Here is an 18,229-nt window from a genome sequence, read left to right as displayed (position 1 = left end):
GTCACTCAGTCCAGTCCGCCGCTGTCGCTGACGCCACCGGGCAGGGTGAAGTCGTAACGCACCTTACGGCCCTTGTCTTCATAATCAATGGTCAGCTGACGGGTGATGTGCACCGCGAGACGGGCCCCCGGCGGCACGTAAATGGCATCAAACGTCATCCCGTACCGCTGCTTGATCCAGTCCGTGGTCTCCGACATGCCGCCGGAGAGGGCTTTGCCCAGCGCCGCCTGTCCGGCGTCACCAGTCATGGTGGAGGAAATCCCGTTGACGTTGTTCTGCGTGGTGTACTGGCCCTGACTCAGGGCATCCCCTGCCGCACCGGCCGCTGACAGGCCAAAGATGGTCGGCAGGTAGGTGGAGGCGTTGGACTTACGTTCGCCCCCGATGCACGGGATGCCGTTTTCATCCGAAATCCAGCCGATACCCCCACCGGTGCCGGTATCCTGTTTAGCCTGACTGTTGTTATTCTGCCCGCCGCTGTTAACGGCCTCGGGTTTCGGGAGGGTGCGCACCGTACCGTCGGAAAAGACAAACGTGACGCTGGTCACCTGGCCGCGCACGCAGGACAGCGTCCAGTCACCGCTGGCCGTCCCGGAAACGATGGCCCCTTCAACATCCGGTAGCTCAATGCCGTTTGCCGTCAGGTTGTCCTTACCGATAAGCACCTTGAACGGGTAGGGGTCTGTCACGGTGCCGTTGATCGGTACCCGTCCCAGCAGTGCCGTCATGGCGCGACTGCCGACCAGCGTGGAGTTTTCCGGCAGCGTGTACACCGGCTCGGCGCTCTCTTCCGCCCCTTTCTCATTCGTGTGCCCCTTCACTTTCTGCTCGTAGGCTGCTTTCTGGCGGGTCAGCTCATTGTCCCCCAGGAACGAGGTCGGGAACTGAGATGACGCCTTGCCGCTGGCCGCATCCCGCGGATCCGTCTCTTTCTGGTCCGTCGGCGCGACCCACATCATGCCGTCACTGCCCTGAGATGCCGCCCCGCCGGTGCTGCTGCCCATGCCGTCCAGGCCCAGCCCCAGCGGGATATCGCTGTCTGCCGCCTTTTTATCAGCGTCGGGCTGCTTCAGCTTATCGGTCAGATTCTGGATCTTCGCCGTCAGGCTGAGCTGCTCATCCTGCAGCTGCCGCTGGCGCTTGTCGTACTGCTCGCGCAGACCGTTGACGGCCTCATTCACCTGACCTGACACGTCCTGGTTGCGCTTACGCAGGCGCTCGTTCTCCTTCACTAAATCAGCGTTCTGTTTATCAAGTGTTTTCTGACGATCCCGCACATCGTTCAGCCGGCCAATGAGCGTGCGCAGCGTGTCCTCCGGCGTGTCGCCTTCCACGCCCAGCGCCTTCAGCTCATCCGGTGAAAGATTTTGCAGGGCACCGCTTTGCTTTGCCTGCGGTTGCTCTGCCGGTTCGCTTTTGCAGCTTTTGAGCCCCACGGCCAGCCCGGCAATCACCACGGCCGGCACAATAATTTTCACCAGGGCATTGGATTTAATCTGCATGGCGGGCCTCCTGTTTTACGGCACGGGCCGCTTTACGCAGCGCAGATGGTTCGGCGATGAAGGCGCTCTCCGGACGACCGGCGGTCACCACATACACCGTGGTGGTGTCTTCCGGCGTGCCGGCAGGACCGACCCAGCGGTGCTGGAAGGTGGCGGACACAAACTGCCCCTGCAGCGCACGCGGATCCAGAACGACCTTACGGCCGCCGGTGTTCGTGAGCCTGAGGGCCACCACGCTGCGGTTTGCCACCCCCCAGGCCGCCAGCGGCGTGACCGTCACCGGCTCTGAAGGGTACAGCGTGCTGACGCGCCGTGGCAGATGCGGGTTGACCGGATGAATACCTGGCACCGCCTCGACCGTACGGGCCGGCGCATACAGGCTCTGGGCGGCATAGCGGGTCAGCAGCACCGGAATGGGGGCGCTGTAGCGGATTTTTTTCCGCCTGGCCTGGGTGCCATCATCGCTGCCGGCAGGAGCAGATGAGCCTGTTCCGGAAGCCCCCCGGTCTGCACCACCTGACTGACCGGCCGCATCAGACGCCTGGCTCAGCGTGCTGACATCACCGCTGTAGACCAGCCGGACCGGTTCGGTCGGCCCTTTTTCACCGGCGGCGATATCAAACAGCAGAACCTCGCCACTTTCCACATCCTGCAGCTGCACCCGCGTCTGCGGGAAGGCGCTGTCGGCTTTCAGGTAGACGGCTCCCCCGGTGCTCTGCACCCGGAGTTTGCCGTTGAGCGCCGGCGGAAAACCCACGCGGACGTTTTTGTCCACAAAGACCACCCGCTCCTGCCCCACCTTCAGGGGGATCTGCAGCGGAATACGCTCCCATTTCATCAGCTCATCTGCGCCGGCAGGATGTGATACCAGTATCGCCAGAGGCAGCAGGGCGAGGGACAGCGCCATCAGCCCGGCGCGGGCGTGGGGATTTTTACTCATCACTGAAACACTCCTGACTTCTCCGGTTTGGGTGCAGGCGGTGCCGCTTCCAGACGCTGGGGCACACCGGCATAACAGTCCAGCGCCAGGCCGAACGGGTTGCGCTCCGCATCCCCTTCCCAGCGCACCACTTTCAGGGGATAACGCACCAGGGCGCGTTTGACCGGCTCGGCATGGAAATATTCGTCTGCCACCACGTCCAGGCGGGCAATCCAGTGATCGCGATCCTGTACGGTCACGCTCTGTGACTGGTAACCGCGGCCGGGCAGTTCATACACCACGCGCACGCGGTCGGTAAGCTCCCCGGCGTCACCGCGTTTCTTCGCGTCCGCTTTCAGGAAATCCTGACAGGACGGCGTCAGATACGGCGACAGCGCGTTGATTTTGGCGGAATAATCCACCTCGCCATTTTTCGGCCAGGCATTCAGTTGCTGGAAGATATAGAAGGCGAAAGAGTAAACGGTCGGGGGTGGCACCTCCCACCAGGGGCGCGTGCTGCCGCTGCGTAAATCCGGCGGGTTATGCACGGTCAGCTTGCTGGGTGCCAGCATCCAGCCGGCACAGGCAAACATAAGAAAAAAGGCGAGCACGGCGCAGGCGATGCGCAGCGTCAGAATATGCTGGTCGCGGTCTTTTACCGCATGGCGAAAACGGCTCATGAGGCTCTCCTGTTACGTTTCACTGACCAGCCCCGGGCATCCACTATCAGTTTCGGATTGCCCATTCCCAGCCGGCGTTTCCTGGTCTCCAGTCGCTGCCAGAGCCAGTTCTCGGGCTTACCGCGCTTGAGCCTGGCCATCCAGCGGCCGCCGAACCAGACCAGCAGCAGCGGCATGACCAGCAGGCCGGTGGGCACAACAACCCAGCCGGCCAGCGGGATAAACGGCAGTGACAGGAGCAGACCCACCCCCGCGCCGGCAAGGGCTGCCAGCCCCATCTCATGGGTGGTAAACCCGCGAAACACCACGGGCTCACTGTTGAGACGGTCAGGGAGAAAACGGATGGTCTGCATCGTGGTGGACTCCTACAGCAGAATGTCGGCAGACTTGCCGATCAGCCAGATAACGGTAACCAGCAGCACCACACCCACCACGATAATGGAACCAAATTTGGTCCAGGTCGCACGCTCGTTACGGACTTCGGTAAACGTGTGCAGGGCGGCAATGGCGACGTTAATAAAGGCAACGGCCGCCACAACCAGCCCGCCGATAACCAGACCATCCTGTATGTACCCCTTGATTTGTCCGGACAGGCCGCTTCCGCCGCCCGATGTGGGGGGTTCAACCTGGGGTAAATCAGCAAAGGCCGGTTTGCAGGTGAGCCAGCCCAGAATAGCCAGCGTACCGGCACGGGTCAGCGCACGGCTGCCAAGGCGGCGCAGGCGGGCAACAACAGACTCAGATTGGTGCATGAAATGGTTCTCCTGAAATAATTTGAATGCGTTAACTGGCGAACATCCAGATACACGCGAGCAACAGCAGCACGACGCGGATAACAAACCGGCCCAGCGCCGCATCCCGTACTCTGGCGTTACTCCAGCCGTTCCAGACATCCGACAGCCCCCATGCGGCCCACAGAAAAAGAAACGCTATCAGTGCCCCGATGCTGAGCAGATTAAGAATGCTCAGGTCAAGGCTGCCGGAGCCGGCCTTAAACGCGTTGGTTTGTTCGGGTGTCATGGGCATCAGGGCCGCTCCCGCCGGTAATTACCGGCCACAAAAGACGGGTCACGCGGTTGCGCGCGGGAGGGCTCCAGATAGCGGTCAATGCCGCTGCGGATGGTGTTGAGATCGGATGTGGCCTGATGGTAATCAAAGAAAAAGCGGCCACGGTCAGCCGGGTCAGCCTGCGCTGCCGCCACGCGGGCCCGTTCAAGCGACGCCTGAACCTGGTCCAGCTGACGCTGAACAGACGCAAGCTCGTCTTTCTCGGATGCCTGTGCAGCAGCTGATGCCAGACAGGTCAGCAGCAGCAGGCCGGTGATGCCCGGGACACGACGGTTGTGCCGCATAGCCGGACGAAGTGAGTTCATACGCACCTCCAGAAGGATTAAGGGGTGCGGACAGAATGCGGAAGGAGAAAGGACGGGTCAGCGATAAACCCTAAACAGGATTTTGAAAATTAATCGATAAGGCGGCCCGGGTCGGATTTACTCATCATATTCGGCGGCGACCCAGGTACTTCCCCCTTTTGATGTCGTCACGGTTGTGACCAGAAAGATATGCCCTTCCAGACCTTTTTCTGAAAAATCGATCCCGCCGTCTTTGGGGGTATATCGTGTCGTTCCGTCCCCCTGACGGAACGCTGACAGCCTGTAACGCTGCGAATTATCAAGGGACGTCATATAACAGACAAGATGGCCGGCCGTGGATTTACTGGACCATATTTTGAAATCCAGCCGTGCCTGCCATGTTCCCTCAGGTATATTTTTCCAGTCATATTCTCCAGGTTCGAAGCCTTCCCGCAATGCCATGTCCCAGGTCAGGGCTCTCTTTGCCTCTTCAGCCATATTCTGGTTCCTCTTTTATTCATTCAGTTCTGAACGTAATAAAAACAGACCCGATGTGACACAGCAAGTTATCCGGGGATAAGCTGTATTATGCTGTTTATAATTCAGACATCTGATAAGGGAGTACAGGAGCATGAGTGAAACAAATGGCCTCAGAATTGCCCTGTCGCCGGTGCAGCTGGCAGCCACACTTTCAGAAAAAAGTATCAGCGAAGGCGAAACGCTCAGCAACCGTTTATGGGGCGGACTGGGTCTCGCAGGCGGCGTGGTCGAAATGTTCGGTGCCGGTGTGATGTGCGTGGTTCCGGAGCCCACAATGCTAACCAAAGCAGGGTGCGTTGTCGTCGGCACGCACAGCCTTGATACCGTCCAGGCTTCATTTCGCCAGATATGGAGCGGCAGACAGATAAATACAGATACCTACAATTCAGCAGTTCTGCTTGCAGAATCGCTGGGTGCTGATCGCGATACGGCTTTAAAAGTCGGCATGACAGTGGATCTTGCCATTCCGGTTGGGTTCTCCGTGGCAGTGGGAGCTGTACGTGTTGTCGCCGTCAGATCAGGGAGAATAAAACTGGCAGAACATGAATCAGTTACCGGTCAGCACCCGGGCGGCCATACTATCGAAAGGCATATAGGTAAAACCCCTGAAGAGCTTGCTGCCAGACTTCAGCGAAGGCCGATGCTGCCTGCAACCAGCTCATTCAGAAACCTTGACGAGGCTGAAATTCTCACGACAAAAGTGCTGAGAGCCCATAAAAATGAGATAGAAATGTTCGTCAAATTTCAGCCCAAAGGCACCCCATGGCGGAAAAAAATATCCATGCAATTCACACAGCCTACAGGGATTGTGATGAAAAGAGGAAGCTCAGAAGTCAGAAACTGTTACCGTGTTGAAGTGTGGCTGGAGCTCACTGAGTACAATGGTAAGCCTTATTTTATACTGACGTCGATGCCCCTGGAGTGAATGATGAAACAGCGTGATACCCCCCTGGAACTGGATAATCTAGTCTGTAATTATTTCGGGCATGATTACGACCTCATTGATGACAGTGAGGCACTCCAGCCTAAAATTGACGCCTATAACCGGCAGTCGGGAAAGGCGATGCAGATGGCGCTTCTTGAAGACATTGACGATTTTCTGGCTCTGGGGGATACGATGAATATGGCCTTCAGTAAAAGATATGGCGTGTATTTCGATCCGTTGCTGTGGGGCATCACCCCCCATGATTTCCTGGTTCTGGTCAGGGAGCAGGTTAACATCGCCTTAGCACACCCTCAAAAAAACTGACGCGCCAGTAACTGTCGTTTCGTGGCTTGTCTGCTGACGGCAGGCGCGCAAAACACGTTTTGCACGCCTCCGTCCAGCTCCGGTTAAAGATAATGAAATGAGCGCCTCCCTTCTCTTCAGGTGAGGCGGTAGCGTGACGCAGGCAAACCATGGACTGTTAACCTTTCAGATTGGGTCAGCTTTCCAGCTCCCCGGATTGTGCCGTACAAACGGGCTGTACTCCGGTGAATGGGGTTTTAATGTTTTGTCCTCATTGAAATCCTCTTCTTTATTGAAAGGAATAATGGGCCAGTCATTTATATTGATAAGCCGGCTTTCAAAATCTTTCACTTTTTGATCGAGAAATTGCTGCTGTTTTTCTTTGGCTAATCCATCAAGGCCGCCGCGTACGCCATGGATGAGGTAAGGTTCCAGCATGCTGTAACCTATATAATGTAGTGCATGTATGGACGGCCATAGCAGAAACCGCATGTCTCCATGGCGCCCGTTGTGGCCACAGGCATTAGCAGGTGCACCGGCCGTTACTGTAAGCAAAGCCCGTTTACCTTTCATGATGCCATTTTCGTGTCGGTGTTTACTGTCGTATATTCCGCCATACACAAATACCCGGTCCATCCAGCCTTTCAGGATCGCCGGCATACCAAACCACCAGAAGGGAAAATGCAGCAGCAGTAGATCAGCACTTTTTAATAACTCAATGTGCCTGACAACATCATCAGGCAGATTATGCATTTCCCAGTGATGCCGCTGCTCCAGCAGGGCATCAAACCTCAGAGGGTCCTGCCTGTCAGGGTAAAAATTCTGTCTTTCACAGGGGTCGAAATTGTCACTGTATAAATTGACTGTCTGAACCAGGGAGCCCTGTTTTTCAAATACACGGGCGGCGCTGGATGCCAGGAATGAGTTAAATGAATCCGCCTCAGGATGCGCAGAGATAATCAGTACCTTCATGAAAATTCTCCCTAATGACTTTTCACAGTCATAATGTTTTCTTTTGGTTTTGCATTCAATTACGCACTTTGAGGTAACCACCCATGGCATACCCGGGAAACGTTTACTCAGTAAAATGTTCAGCGCGCGATGCGCTTACACTTATTTCGGGGAAATGGGTAATGCTTATCCTTCCTGCACTTGCAGAGGGGGCTATGCGTAACGGCGAGCTGATGAGAAAAATTGAAGGCATCTCCCAAAAGGTTCTGACCCAGACTCTACGGCAGCTCGAAAGACATGGGCTGGTATCCAGAGTTGATTACGGAGAGAAACCCGCCTGCGTGCAATACAGTCTGACCAGAGTGGCAGAATCACTCGTCAGTACACTCGCAGCTCTCGATCGATGGGCCGAAATTAATTTCCCTGAACTTGACGCCGCAAGGGTCAAGTACGATCAGGAAAATGGCAGTTCTTAATCACGAATGAGAAGTCTCACATGATTGATGTGCTCTGATTTCGTAACGGGTGCTTTTAATATGTGTATCGACTATAAAATTGGCTACTTACAGTTTAAATCAACAAAGCTTGAGTAAGGATTACAAATGTCAAGAACTGACCTGAATGTTCCATTTGATGAAAAAGAAGATGTTAAACGGCTGGGTGGCCGCTGGGATCCCGAAAAGAAAACATGGTTTATTCCCGAAGGAATAGCACCGACGCCTTTTAAAAAGTGGATACCATTCAGAAATGTTCGCGCTCCGTATTGGTATATTGCACAAACAATCGGTACGTGCTGGAAATGTCATGAGAATACGTTGTTAACGGCAATACTACTGCCTGATGGGCATGAAACTCTTGAAGCGGAAGAAAATGAAGTTGACGACAATACAACGAATTTAGACACCATGCCAACATACTGGCTAGCACAGGAGAAACCTGCATTCATATTTTATATAGATGATATGCCCCGGGAAGTGTTATCGCAGTTTGGTCGGGTCAGGCATTACCTGTCCAGGGATTACAGTAAAACCACAGACAGCCGTTACTGGATGAATCACTGCCAGCACTGCCATGCAAAACAAGGTGATTTTCCTCTGCATTGCGAACCAAATGGCTTTTTTGTGCCGTTGGAAGTTCGCCATGGTCAGGATATTGAGCTACATACGATAAAAACCGCCTTTACTGCTGCATGTGGCGGCATCTCACATGACCATATTCATATTCATTTTGGCGACTCAAGAGTGTCAACCGCTGGTGAAATGTTGCCTTGGATGAAAATAGTAAGCTGACGCTCCGGTGAGAGCTATGACACAGCTTGCCTGCTGACGGCAGGCGCGCAAAACACGTTTTGCACGCCTCCGTCCAGCGCTGATTAAAGATAATGAAATGAGCGCCTCCTTGCTCAGCCCAGTGGGGTAATATCGTCCCGCTCTTTGCTCAAACCCTTTGAACCTAGCCACTTCTGTAAGAGACATACTGATGACCAATTACATTACTTTGTCTTCAATTATCAAAGCTGCTGAAAGGATTGAAAATGCAGTTATCAGGACCCCCACAGTTGGTTCTCCTGGATTGTCGGATCTGCTGGGAAGAAAGGTATTTCTCAAACTTGAGAATTTGCAGGCTGGAGGCTCTTTTAAAGCCAGGGGAGTGCTGAATCTGCTTTCCGCTTTTTCCGGTAATCTGAAAGATTACCGTTTCGCTGCCGTCAGTGGCGGTAACTTTGGTATCGCAGTGGCAGAAGCAGCCAAAGCGCTAGACCTAAACGTGACCGTGATTATGCCAAAAAATGCCCCGGCCTCATCCATTGAGAAAATACGCCATGCCGGTAGCACGGTTATTCTTGAAGAAGATGTCAGTTCCGCGTTTGAACGGGCAAACACGCTTGCTGAGCAGGGATACCACATCATTGATGACTGTAGCGATACACTTGTCGCCGAAGGATATGGAACCCTGGCACTGGAACTTATTGAAGATTGCCCTTCATTGACTGATGTATTTGTTGCAGTGGGTGGCGGTGCAATGCTGGCAGGCATCGCGACAGTACTAAAATCCCGTAACCCACATATTCGTATATGGGGAGTGGAAACCGAGGGGGCCAGTTCTATGTACCAGGCATTGAAGGCAGGAAAACCCGTGCATGTGGACATAACCTCTGCCATTTCAACCCTTGGCGTCCCTGTGATTGACCGCCTTATGCTGGAACACGCGCAGCACTACATTGAAAAGGTCATCATAGTCTCGGATAGCGACGCCATACAAGGCATGCTTTCATTTGGCGAGAAAGCATGCCTGTGGGTCGAACCGGCCGCCGGGACACTTATTCCTGCAGTGATCTCAGTTATACCTGGCATGCCTGATAATGCAGTCATTGGACTCATCGTTTGTGGTGGTAACATTACGCAACGAGAGATGAATGAGTGGGCGAAAAATACAGATGTTATTTAGGTAATGCGCTAGCGTATTGCCGGCAGGGAAAAATTTATCTGCTCCCTGTTATGATGCTGTTTATAAGACATTTTCCAACTTGCTGAATCATATGGAGTAATCCAAAATGAAACTTATGCCAGTCGGTGTCGACATAGCCAAAAACGTGATGCAGGTTCACTTTATAAACACAGATACAGGAGAAATTTTCAACAAGGCCCTGAAGCGTGACAAATTTCTTGAATTTTTCACTAACCGCTCTCCCTGCATTATTGGTATGGAAGCCTGTGGCGGCGCACATCACTGGGCCCGGCAGCTGAGCAGGCTCGGCCATCAGGTGAAACTGATGCCAGGCGAATTCGTTAAAGCCTTCAATATCCGTAACAAGAATGACATCGCTGACGCGCAGGCTATCTGGCGGGCGGTCCAACAACCGGGCAAAGCGGTGGCGATAAAAACCGAGCAGCAGCAGGCCATGCTGGCTCTGCACCGGATACGCTCACAGCTGATAAAGTTTCGGTTGATGCAAACCAACGCTTTACACGGTTTACTTGCTGAATATGGCGAGGTGATGCGTACAGGGCATGCCAGCCTCATCAAAAATGTCCCTGATATTCTTGCTCGCCTGTACGGACGGTTACCGGCTGTGCTCATAGACAGTCTGCGCGAACAGCTGGGCGAAGTGGAACGAACTGACTCTCGTATTACGGACATCGAAAGACGAATACGCGAACTGAGCAAAAATGATCCCGGCGTAAAAGCCATAAGCGAAATCCCCGGCGTAGGGCTATTGACCGCCACCGCTGCGGTTGCATCAATGGGTAATGCGGACGTCTTCCGTTCAGGCCGTGAGTTTGCTGGCTGGGTGGGGCTAGTCCCAAGGCAGACCGGAACAGGCGGAAAGATCCAACTGCTGGGAATTAGTAAGCGAGGCGATAAGTATCTGCGAAAACTGCTGGTCAACGGAGCTCACAGCGTCATACAGAATGCCCGTGAGCCGGGGGACTGGGTCACCAACCTGCTGAAGCGGCGTCCGATAAACGTCGCCTCCGTAGCGCTGGCCAACAAAATGGCACGAATCATATGGGCTGTGCTGGCGCACGGCAGGCCCTATCGAAAGGAAGTTGCTCCTGACTGAGCACTTACATTACGAAACCACAGTGTATAAGCAGAACGTCAACAGGTTGCACAGGCAGTGTATGTAATGACAGAACAGGTCAGACCGGGACTCACCAAACCTGAAAGAAGTACCGAACTCCGGGTTCGCAGAGATAATTGAGGTGTGGGTCAGCGGATTTCATTAGGGTCAGCAGCCGCTTTCGCAGCTGCATAAAGACCGGATATATAGCCGCAATCGTCCTGTCCGTCATGAAGTACAAAACCTGGCAAACGGGAGGCGCTCATATATATTTCTTGAACGAAGCCGTGGTCACGGTCACGGCGATCCCCAGCAGGACAGCCGCCGGCAACAACAGCAGATTGGGGTAGACTGCCGTGGGCCAGGAAAGGTACAGCATGGCAGGCACCACAGCGGCCTGTCTGACCATCTTTTTGGCATGGTGATAGACAAACGAACTTTCATACCCCGCCCCGTAACGCCGTAGATCACGCCGCCCCAGCCCCTCAACCAGCGCTACCACCACGACCAGCACAAACAGCGGCACGGACAGCACCAGGATGGTGACGCGTACCAGGGTGATAATGCTTATCCATACCGTAGCCAGCAGATATTCACGCAGGTAGCCGGCAAGCCAGCCGCTCCAGCTGTTGATTTCCCGGGTGACGGCATTGTCACTGTGCATCTGGTGTGCATACTGCTGCCGGACCCAGTCCAGGAAGCCACTGTCCACAAAGGCCCACTGATAGGCGGTACTCACCCAGCGCACAACCGTCACCGATGGATCAGACAGCAGCAGGCTGCGGGTGAACTCTGTGGACAGCCACCCCAGCTCGGTGTTCATGACCGCTTCACTGTGCGCCGCCCCGGCTTCCGGCCAGAAGAAGGCGATGCCGATATATTCAATCAGCAGGCTCAGCAGCAGCGAGGACAGCACCACGCCCACCAGGGCCCATGGCCAGCCCCAGAGCAGGTTATACAGCATGCCGTGTTTGCGCTCCGGCAGCGTCTGCTGCTGTGGGGGACGTTTTACCTCAGCCATTCTCCCCTCCTGTGACCGGCACGTTCAGGGCCGGACCGTCCCGCCACCAGGATTCGCCGCTGTGATAGCTGCGCCGCATCTCCTCCGCTATTTTCTCAATACTTTCCGGCATCAGCACATCATCAGCATCCCCGGCAGGCAGCGGCATGCGGATTTTCCACAGCTGCCCGCCTTCCAGCAGGGCAAACGCCTGCCCTTTCGGCAGCGTCACGATATCAGCCGGCTCCAGCAGCGGGACTTTTACCGTCCCGACGCGGTCCTGGGTGCTGGAGGTGAAGTCCTGGTCTGCGTTGACATCGGCCGTGTCCTGGTGCCCGGAGACCAGCGTTTTGGTGTAAATCTCCACCTGCGGCAGCTGCGTGGTCAGCAGTTCGGCGGTGCGGTTCTCCCTGACGCGCAGCATAATCAGGTTGTTAAAGTTACCCTGTACCTGAGCCGTCTTGGCCGCATTCCCGATGCGGGCCTCAATATCAGAAGACGTCTGGGTATAGGCCGTCACCTGCATGCCGGCACCGCCACCTTTGTTGATGAGCGGGATAAACTCATCGCCCATCAGCTCGTTAAACTCATCGCAGTGAAGGTTAATCAGGGACTTCCCTTCTTTCCCGCCAGGCAGGCCAGCATTGATACCGTGCTTATAAATGTGCCCGGCCACACTCACCAGATCGGCGAACATGGAGTTACCGACCGCGCTCGCCACTTCACTGTCACTGAGCGCATCAAGCCCCACATACACCACGGCTTTTTTACGGATGATCTGTTCCCAGTCAAAAATCGGCCGCGTGTCGTCAATGTCCTGATAATCCGGCGACAGCAGCTCGGCGGTCTTGCCGGTGGTCAGTTTTTCCAGCAACGGCAGCAGCGACGCCACGATTTTGTCAAAGTAAGTGCGGTCATAACGCACTGCTGAGCGCAGCCCGTCGAGAATCGGATCATAGAGCTTCTTGCCTTCTTCTGAACTCAGGGCAACCTCGATGGCCCAGATGCGTAAGGCGTCCGGCTGCCCCTGCATGTTGCGGGGCACGTCATCCTCGCCCAACACCTGCTGATTATTCTCAATCTGCGTCTGCAGAGAGGGCAGCTGCGCCTGGATGATTTTTTCCGCATAGCGGATATAGAGATCGGCGATATTGTTCACGTAACGCATAATCAGCGTGTAGTCAGGGCGCTCACCCAGGGCGACCAGCGCACGGGCGATGATGTTGACGAACCGCCACGCAAATTCACGGAATGCCGCGCTGTTCCCCTCACCCGACAACTGACCGGCCACGCGGGACGCCACCTCTGACACGCGACCAAAACGCCCGACGGCATTATAACGGGCCGAAATTTCAGGCCAGCCGAGATGAAAGATATACAGCTCATCCCCGCGCCCGGCCCGGTGGGCCTCTGCCCAGACGCGTTTCATCAGGTCTGCGTCGCCTTTCGGATCAAACACGATGGTGACCTCACCCCGCCGGATATCCTGGGTGACCAGCAGCTCGGCCAGCCGGGTCTTCCCGACGCGCGTGGTGCCGTACACCACCGTATGACCAACGCGCTCCCCCAGAGCCAGGGTGACGTCTTTTTCGTCGGGCTCGATGCCGTGCAGCGCCGGGTTTCCGCCCACCGCCGGTAACGGCCGCACCGGGTTCAGCGGCGTATCGGCGCTCAGCAGCTTGCCCAGCCAGGGCAGACGATGCTCTGTCATCATTTCGAGCTGACGCGCCCCCAGATAAAAGCGGTTTGGCTGCAGGTAACGGGCCACTTCCGGGCGCAGCGTATCCTGCAGGCGCTGGGTGTGTTTCTGGGTCCAGCGGAAACCCCGCCCGAGAAACAGACGACGATGGCTGACGGGGATCTGTTTAGTGCTCATGACATAGCGCGGCAGGCGACGGAGATTCCGTCGGTAACGAATAATCTTCATTCCCTGATGGGTGCGGGTGACGGCCAGCGCTGCAAACCCGGCGGCAGTGACATAGCTGACAGACGGAGCCAGGGCGACAGCCCACGGGGCCTGGACACACACATACGCCGCCATGCCCGACACCACGGCGGTATTCAGCTCAACGGCCGGACGCAGCAGGGCTTCAATAACGTATCGGTTACTCATCGTCTGTCTCCTTTATGATTTTACCGTCGGCCCTGCGGGTATACGTCCCCTTTGCGGAGCCGGCTTCCCTGCGGGGCAGACAGTGGTAATGCAGGGCATTCGCCAGTAAGCGCCAGAGCACATACAGAACATTCGACAGAAAGAGAAAAACAATCCATACGGCCCGCAATGACCGCAGGTAATTGTTCGCCGCGGTTTCTGTGGTGACAGCAGTGGCGGTGCAGGCCGCCGGCTTTGCTTCAGGCGGAGCCGCATTATCAGGTGCCGGGCATTCCTCCCACATGTAGTGTCCGGGCGGCGCGGTGCGCCATGCCGTTGCCTCCTTCTGCAGCTGGTCGTTAAGGTCACTGACCGGATGACCGAAGACGAGCCAGGCGAGCAGAATTACACCGCCGAAAGCGGCAGGCAGGAACACGGCATGACGGAATAAACAGAACAGAAGCCACAACGCGTAACGCAGGCTGTTCAGGATGATGTGCATAAATGATTCCTCAGAGGTACTGCCGGACGTCCTGCCCGGCGATAATGGCCAGCAGGCGTTGCCCGCTGATGATGCGCAGGCGCGGTGACGCCGTGTGAATGGTGCGGCTCATTTTTCCGGTGCGCCCCGTGTGGATAAACAGCCCCCGGCGGCCGGTCTGCAGAAGAAGCCGGTCGAAGTCCTCAACATGTGCAGGGGAAACAGCACGGCTGTACCGTTTGGCCTGGATAAGCCAGTGCTCACCGTCGATGATGACCTGGCCATCAAGGCCGCCGTCACCGCTGTATGAGGCATTGCGCACCACGATCAGCCCCTGGCGTTCAAAGGCAGAGAGCAACAGCTCTTCAAAGACATACGGGCTGATTTTGCGCAGATAGGTCAGGCGCTGTGCATCTCCCGGCAGGCGGGTCAGTGTATCCAGTACCCGACCGGCCGTTGCCCGGTATCGCCGGTGACGGCGGGCGCTGGCGTTCTGCCGCCGGCGCAGGTTGAGAAAGGCCATCACCACCAGGAAGAGGATGGCCAGCATGGCAATCCCTGCGGGGTGTCCTGTCAGCAGACCGTTGAGCGGTGTCGCCACCATTACGGCCTCACCTGCTGCGTCAGGCCGGTATCGGTGATAAGTACCGGATAATGCGCAATCTGCAGTCGACGGGCCAGCTCGCTGCCGGAAGCCGGGGCCAGGCTGACACCGGGTGCCAGCTCGCGCAGCTCGCGCACGGCAGCCATGTCTGTGACGTTGACTATCATCCCGGCCGCATGCTGTTCAGCCAGTGCGCCGGCATTCGCCTTCAGCCAGTCACGGGACAGGGCATCATTCCCGATCAGAAACAACGCCCCGATGCCGGGCAACTGCAGTGGCCGGTCGGGAATGCTGCCCGGGCGCAACTCCGGCGTGAACACCGGCAGCATGGCGGCCTCGCCCTGAAGAACAGGTGACGGGGGTGAAGGTGCGGTGTCGTTTTCCGTGCTCATGCCGGGCTGTTTATTGACGGCCTCAAAATACGGCGCAGCATCTTCACCGCCCAGATCAGCAATGACTTTCAGTTCAGCATGGCCGGTCAGGGGAAGGAGGGTAAACAGCAGTAAGGACAGCGTTTTCATCAGGGTTATCTCCCGGGTTCAGTCCAGACGAAGCCTGGGTCAGGGGTGAGCGCAGCAACCGAACGGGGCGCTGCCGCTGCCGGCGCAGAAATACGGGGTGCAGGGCTGATTTTTGCCAGATGCCCGCTCACAATGGCGCGGTAACGTGCAGCAGGCTGACCACCTGCAGGATGGTGGTAGCAGCCGGCCGCATCCAGCCAGCTGCCGGGCTTACGCGCCCAGCACTCACGCAGAATGGTGGCGGCGGCGTTCAGGTTGGTGTAAGGGTCAAACGCCTCCCACGTCGAGGCAAAATGATGACCGTTCCAGCCCAGATTGACCTGGGCAATACCCACATCGATGCGCTTAAGCGGGTGACGCGTCATAAAGACCTGCAGCGCCTGCCAGGCCTGCAGGCGCGTCTCATAGCGATACCCTTTGCCTGCCACATTAATGGTCCAGGGCCATGGCCGCACGCCGCGGGGAAGTTTGCGCGAAGACTCGCTCAGTGATACCGAGTAAAGCGCTTCCGGGGGCACGCCGTGCGCCATGGCCACGCGGACGTAACCCTCCGGCACCGTCTGGTCAGCATGGCCGTCAGAGACGGCCGCCATCAGTACACCCAGCGCCAGTGCGCTGGTCAGAACGCTGCGATTACCCATTTACCGTCTCCTGCCTGCTGCAGTAAAACCGGCATCAGGCCGTTGCCAAAGCGCAGCCACCGGCCGCCGTCGTGGTTCAGCGTGACCTGACGCTTGCGGACCTTTTCCACGGGAATGTGATGGTCCCGCGCCCAGCTGCGCAGCACATCATCACTGCCCTGGCTGTCGACCAGATAGATGTCCACCGGCCGGTTGTCAGCCAGCACGGCAGACAGTTTTGCGTCGCAGGTGGCGCAGTCCTCTGACCTGACGAACAGTGCCAGCCGGCCGCCGCTGTCGTGCGCCACGCCGGAGGCGTTCCCCATATTGACCGGCAGTGCGCCCGGATACAGACGCTGCCAGGCTGCATTCACCTCACGCTGGAAATCAAGCTCCTTTTGCGTGCGGGCAAATTCTTCCTTCACCCACTTTTCCGCAAACTTACGGCGCTCTGCCGGCGTCTGCGCCTCGATACCGAGGGTGGAAAGCGGATCGAGACCTGGCGACTGGATACCGCGGGGTCCCTTCATCAGCTGCTGATACCGCTGATAATCGTCGGCACTGAGTCCCCACTGACCGGCCTGCTGCTGCAGGCTTTGTTGTGCGGAGTCCGCCCGTTGTGTTGATGTCTGCTGACTGACATCGGTCTGTCCTGATGTGGTCGCAGCCTGGGTCAGGGAACTCAGCAGCATGGCGGCTAAAAAGGTATGTTTCAGTTTCATCATTTGCTCCGTTATTCTGCCCTGAGTACGGTCAGGCGGCCGTTAACCCTGAACGTCGCCTCACCATAACCGGCACTGACCAGCGTCCAGCCGGCCACGGTTTCGCCCGTACCGACCAGAGCCACCTGCGACAGACTGCTGTACCCCCGGGGCGCGATGGCCGCCCAGGAATCATTCCCCCGCGTCTCCACGCCCGTCAGCACAAAAGGCGCAGTGCGGGCCACGCGAAGGGACGGAGCAGCACGACGTGTGTCAGCGGGACGGGGCTTTTTTGCCGCAGGTTCAGTTTTTTTAACCGGTGCGGCGACAGGCGCGGCGGGTGCGGGGTGTGTTTTCAGCGCTGTCAGCTGCTCAGTGAGCGCACTCAGGCGGGTTTCCAGCCCCTGTTGGGCGTCCTGAAAGGTTCGCAATGACTGACGCACGGCGTCATCGCTGCCGGTCTGTTTCGCAACAGCGCTGAGCCGCTGTTGCACTTCGCCGAGATTTTTACGCGTGTCCTGCAGACCGGCGCTGAGCATGGTCACGTCAGACTGCAGGGCCGCGACCGTCTCAGCAGAGGCTACGGTACTGCCCTGCGATTCAAGACGCGTCAGGCGCTCGTCGAGATTCGAGATGCCCAGCGTGAAGGCGGTGTAGCCCAGCGCCAGAATGCCGGCCAGCGCCACACCGCCGGCCGTTCCCAGGATGAAACGGCGGCCGGGACGCCAGCTGAATTTTTTTCGGGCCGGCGCGGGGTCCGTATTGAAGGGTTGCTGTTCGCTCATTTTCTCAGAAACCCTCCGCTGACAGGTTTAACGGGGACGGACTGCGGGGCGCTGATGGCCGGTTGTGACACCGCTGACGGCGCAGGCGTGGACCAGGTGCTGACCGGCGGCGGAAGCTGGGAGACCGGTAACTGGTAGCCGTCGCGCAGGCTGTGGCAGACCACACGCTGTACATCATCCACCTCAAGCTGCCAGGCCGGACCGGCCAGGACCTGCAGGGCAGTACGCAGGCGCATCGGGCCCAGCTGGTACTGGACCGCCGGCAATGCCTGGCGGTAAAGCACACCGTTGGCAGAGCCCGTCGCACACAGGGAATAACCGGACTGGCGCAGGGCGTAACGCAGCGCATCCGCCACAGTAGGATGCAGGGATGACGGAATGCGGATATCAATGATCTGGGAAAGAGGGTCGCGCTGGGTCGCCTGCGGATCGGTGCTGACCAGCAGATAACGACCATAGCGCACCACTTCCGGCGTCCGCGCGTACTCGTCCGGCGAGACCGGCTGAACGTTGCGGGTGACGGTGGTGCCGGGTGTCGGGTCGGCAGGCGCACGCTGTTGCAGCTTTTGCGGCTGGGAAACACAGCCCGCAAGAAACAGCAGGGGAAGAGCCGCAACAAGCCTGCCTGGTGAAAATATGTTGTGAGAGGTATTACGTTTCATCCGGAATTTTCCTGTACAGTGATAAA

General features: G+C 57.1%; 24 protein-coding genes. 6 read left to right on the top strand and 18 right to left on the bottom strand.

What is annotated here, in order from left to right:
- Window positions 1-5 precede the first annotated feature (5 nt).
- The 8 genes from HF650_RS02225 to HF650_RS02190 all read right to left on the bottom strand — a co-directional run bounded on the left by HF650_RS02225 (window position 6) and on the right by HF650_RS02190 (window position 4,951).
- A complete protein-coding gene (locus tag HF650_RS02225) occupies window positions 6-1,502 on the bottom strand; it encodes a TIGR03752 family integrating conjugative element protein (protein ID WP_187801001.1) in 1,497 nt (498 codons plus the stop codon).
- Window positions 1,492-2,442 carry a TIGR03749 family integrating conjugative element protein gene (locus HF650_RS02220; protein ID WP_187801000.1) on the bottom strand — a complete coding sequence of 317 codons (951 nt, stop codon included), beginning with the start codon at window positions 2,440-2,442 and terminating at the stop codon, window positions 1,492-1,494. The genes HF650_RS02225 and HF650_RS02220 overlap by 11 nt, the downstream gene beginning before the upstream one ends.
- A complete protein-coding gene (locus tag HF650_RS02215; protein WP_187800999.1) occupies window positions 2,442-3,101 on the bottom strand; it encodes a PFL_4703 family integrating conjugative element protein in 660 nt (219 codons plus the stop codon). The genes HF650_RS02220 and HF650_RS02215 overlap by 1 nt, the downstream gene beginning before the upstream one ends.
- The gene (locus HF650_RS02210) at window positions 3,098-3,454 is read right to left on the bottom strand and encodes a TIGR03750 family conjugal transfer protein (RefSeq protein ID WP_187800998.1); all 357 of its coding nucleotides are present in this window, start codon (window positions 3,452-3,454) and stop codon (window positions 3,098-3,100) included. The genes HF650_RS02215 and HF650_RS02210 overlap by 4 nt, the downstream gene beginning before the upstream one ends.
- Window positions 3,455-3,466: 12 nt before the next feature.
- Window positions 3,467-3,853 (bottom strand): TIGR03745 family integrating conjugative element membrane protein, encoded by a 387-nt coding sequence (locus HF650_RS02205; RefSeq protein ID WP_187800997.1) that lies wholly within the window; start codon window positions 3,851-3,853, stop codon window positions 3,467-3,469.
- A 31-nt stretch (window positions 3,854-3,884) separates the two neighbouring features.
- Window positions 3,885-4,127, bottom strand: coding sequence for a TIGR03758 family integrating conjugative element protein (locus tag HF650_RS02200; RefSeq protein WP_187800996.1), 243 nt, complete (start codon window positions 4,125-4,127; stop codon window positions 3,885-3,887).
- Entirely contained in the window at window positions 4,127-4,474 is a 348-nt protein-coding gene (locus tag HF650_RS02195; protein ID WP_187800995.1) for an RAQPRD family integrative conjugative element protein, read from the bottom strand. The genes HF650_RS02200 and HF650_RS02195 overlap by 1 nt, the downstream gene beginning before the upstream one ends.
- Before the next feature lie 117 nt (window positions 4,475-4,591).
- The gene (locus HF650_RS02190; protein ID WP_187800994.1) at window positions 4,592-4,951 is read right to left on the bottom strand and encodes a hypothetical protein; all 360 of its coding nucleotides are present in this window, start codon (window positions 4,949-4,951) and stop codon (window positions 4,592-4,594) included.
- 133 nt (window positions 4,952-5,084) lie between these two features.
- On the opposite strand from HF650_RS02190, the gene HF650_RS02185 reads away from it, so the two are divergent.
- Together HF650_RS02185 and HF650_RS02180 are read left to right on the top strand one after the other, a co-directional pair.
- Window positions 5,085-5,918: an RNase A-like domain-containing protein gene (locus HF650_RS02185; RefSeq protein WP_187800993.1), complete on the top strand. Its 834-nt coding sequence runs from the start codon at window positions 5,085-5,087 to the stop codon at window positions 5,916-5,918.
- Window positions 5,919-6,242, top strand: a complete 324-nt coding sequence (locus tag HF650_RS02180) for a contact-dependent growth inhibition system immunity protein (RefSeq protein WP_223284264.1) — start codon at window positions 5,919-5,921, stop codon at window positions 6,240-6,242.
- Window positions 6,243-6,407: 165 nt separating this feature from the next.
- Here the strand turns inward: HF650_RS02180 and HF650_RS02175 are convergent, their stop codons facing one another.
- Window positions 6,408-7,193, bottom strand: coding sequence for an NAD(P)H-dependent oxidoreductase (locus tag HF650_RS02175; protein WP_187800992.1), 786 nt, complete (start codon window positions 7,191-7,193; stop codon window positions 6,408-6,410).
- A 161-nt stretch (window positions 7,194-7,354) separates the two neighbouring features.
- Here HF650_RS02175 and HF650_RS02170 point away from each other — a divergent pair, with 161 nt between their 5' ends.
- The 4 genes from HF650_RS02170 (at window position 7,355) to HF650_RS02155 (ending at window position 10,737) form a co-directional block, all read left to right on the top strand.
- The gene (locus HF650_RS02170; RefSeq protein ID WP_249118860.1) at window positions 7,355-7,648 is read left to right on the top strand and encodes a helix-turn-helix domain-containing protein; all 294 of its coding nucleotides are present in this window, start codon (window positions 7,355-7,357) and stop codon (window positions 7,646-7,648) included.
- A 126-nt stretch (window positions 7,649-7,774) separates the two neighbouring features.
- A complete protein-coding gene (locus HF650_RS02165) occupies window positions 7,775-8,461 on the top strand; it encodes a DUF5710 domain-containing protein (RefSeq protein WP_187800990.1) in 687 nt (228 codons plus the stop codon).
- Between the two features lie 190 nt (window positions 8,462-8,651).
- Window positions 8,652-9,620 carry a pyridoxal-phosphate dependent enzyme gene (locus HF650_RS02160; protein ID WP_187800989.1) on the top strand — a complete coding sequence of 323 codons (969 nt, stop codon included), beginning with the start codon at window positions 8,652-8,654 and terminating at the stop codon, window positions 9,618-9,620.
- A 106-nt stretch (window positions 9,621-9,726) separates the two neighbouring features.
- Window positions 9,727-10,737 carry an IS110 family transposase gene (locus HF650_RS02155; protein ID WP_187800988.1) on the top strand — a complete coding sequence of 337 codons (1,011 nt, stop codon included), beginning with the start codon at window positions 9,727-9,729 and terminating at the stop codon, window positions 10,735-10,737.
- A gap of 262 nt (window positions 10,738-10,999) precedes the next feature.
- Here HF650_RS02155 and HF650_RS02150 read toward each other — a convergent pair whose 3' ends face one another.
- The 9 genes from HF650_RS02150 to HF650_RS02110 are packed head-to-tail and all read right to left on the bottom strand — an operon-like array spanning window position 11,000 to window position 18,203.
- Complete coding sequence (locus tag HF650_RS02150) at window positions 11,000-11,758, bottom strand: TIGR03747 family integrating conjugative element membrane protein (protein ID WP_187800987.1); 759 nt, start codon at window positions 11,756-11,758, stop codon at window positions 11,000-11,002.
- Complete coding sequence (gene traD, locus HF650_RS02145) at window positions 11,751-13,850, bottom strand: type IV conjugative transfer system coupling protein TraD (protein ID WP_187800986.1); 2,100 nt, start codon at window positions 13,848-13,850, stop codon at window positions 11,751-11,753. Before traD ends, HF650_RS02150 begins: the two co-directional genes overlap by 8 nt.
- Window positions 13,843-14,331 (bottom strand): conjugal transfer protein TraP, encoded by a 489-nt coding sequence (locus tag HF650_RS02140; RefSeq protein WP_187800985.1) that lies wholly within the window; start codon window positions 14,329-14,331, stop codon window positions 13,843-13,845. The genes traD and HF650_RS02140 overlap by 8 nt, the downstream gene beginning before the upstream one ends.
- 10 nt (window positions 14,332-14,341) lie before the next feature.
- On the bottom strand, window positions 14,342-14,914 hold the full coding sequence (locus tag HF650_RS02135) for a restriction endonuclease (protein ID WP_187800984.1): 573 nt from the start codon (window positions 14,912-14,914) through the stop codon (window positions 14,342-14,344).
- Complete coding sequence (locus HF650_RS02130) at window positions 14,914-15,435, bottom strand: integrating conjugative element protein (RefSeq protein WP_187800983.1); 522 nt, start codon at window positions 15,433-15,435, stop codon at window positions 14,914-14,916. The genes HF650_RS02135 and HF650_RS02130 overlap by 1 nt, the downstream gene beginning before the upstream one ends.
- A gap of 5 nt (window positions 15,436-15,440) precedes the next feature.
- Window positions 15,441-16,076 carry a lytic transglycosylase domain-containing protein gene (locus HF650_RS02125; RefSeq protein WP_187800982.1) on the bottom strand — a complete coding sequence of 212 codons (636 nt, stop codon included), beginning with the start codon at window positions 16,074-16,076 and terminating at the stop codon, window positions 15,441-15,443.
- Window positions 16,055-16,777: a TIGR03759 family integrating conjugative element protein gene (locus HF650_RS02120; protein WP_187802586.1), complete on the bottom strand. Its 723-nt coding sequence runs from the start codon at window positions 16,775-16,777 to the stop codon at window positions 16,055-16,057. The genes HF650_RS02125 and HF650_RS02120 overlap by 22 nt, the downstream gene beginning before the upstream one ends.
- 11 nt (window positions 16,778-16,788) lie before the next feature.
- The gene (locus HF650_RS02115; RefSeq protein ID WP_187800981.1) at window positions 16,789-17,541 is read right to left on the bottom strand and encodes a hypothetical protein; all 753 of its coding nucleotides are present in this window, start codon (window positions 17,539-17,541) and stop codon (window positions 16,789-16,791) included.
- Window positions 17,538-18,203, bottom strand: coding sequence for a PilL N-terminal domain-containing protein (locus HF650_RS02110; RefSeq protein WP_187800980.1), 666 nt, complete (start codon window positions 18,201-18,203; stop codon window positions 17,538-17,540). Before HF650_RS02110 ends, HF650_RS02115 begins: the two co-directional genes overlap by 4 nt.
- Window positions 18,204-18,229: the final 26 nt, after the last annotated feature.

The sequence above is a fragment of the Kosakonia sp. SMBL-WEM22 genome (assembly GCF_014490785.1).
Lineage (GTDB): Bacteria > Pseudomonadota > Gammaproteobacteria > Enterobacterales > Enterobacteriaceae > Kosakonia.
The sequence above is the reverse complement of the archived record's forward strand: the minus strand, read 5'-3'. Positions and strand labels throughout refer to the sequence as shown.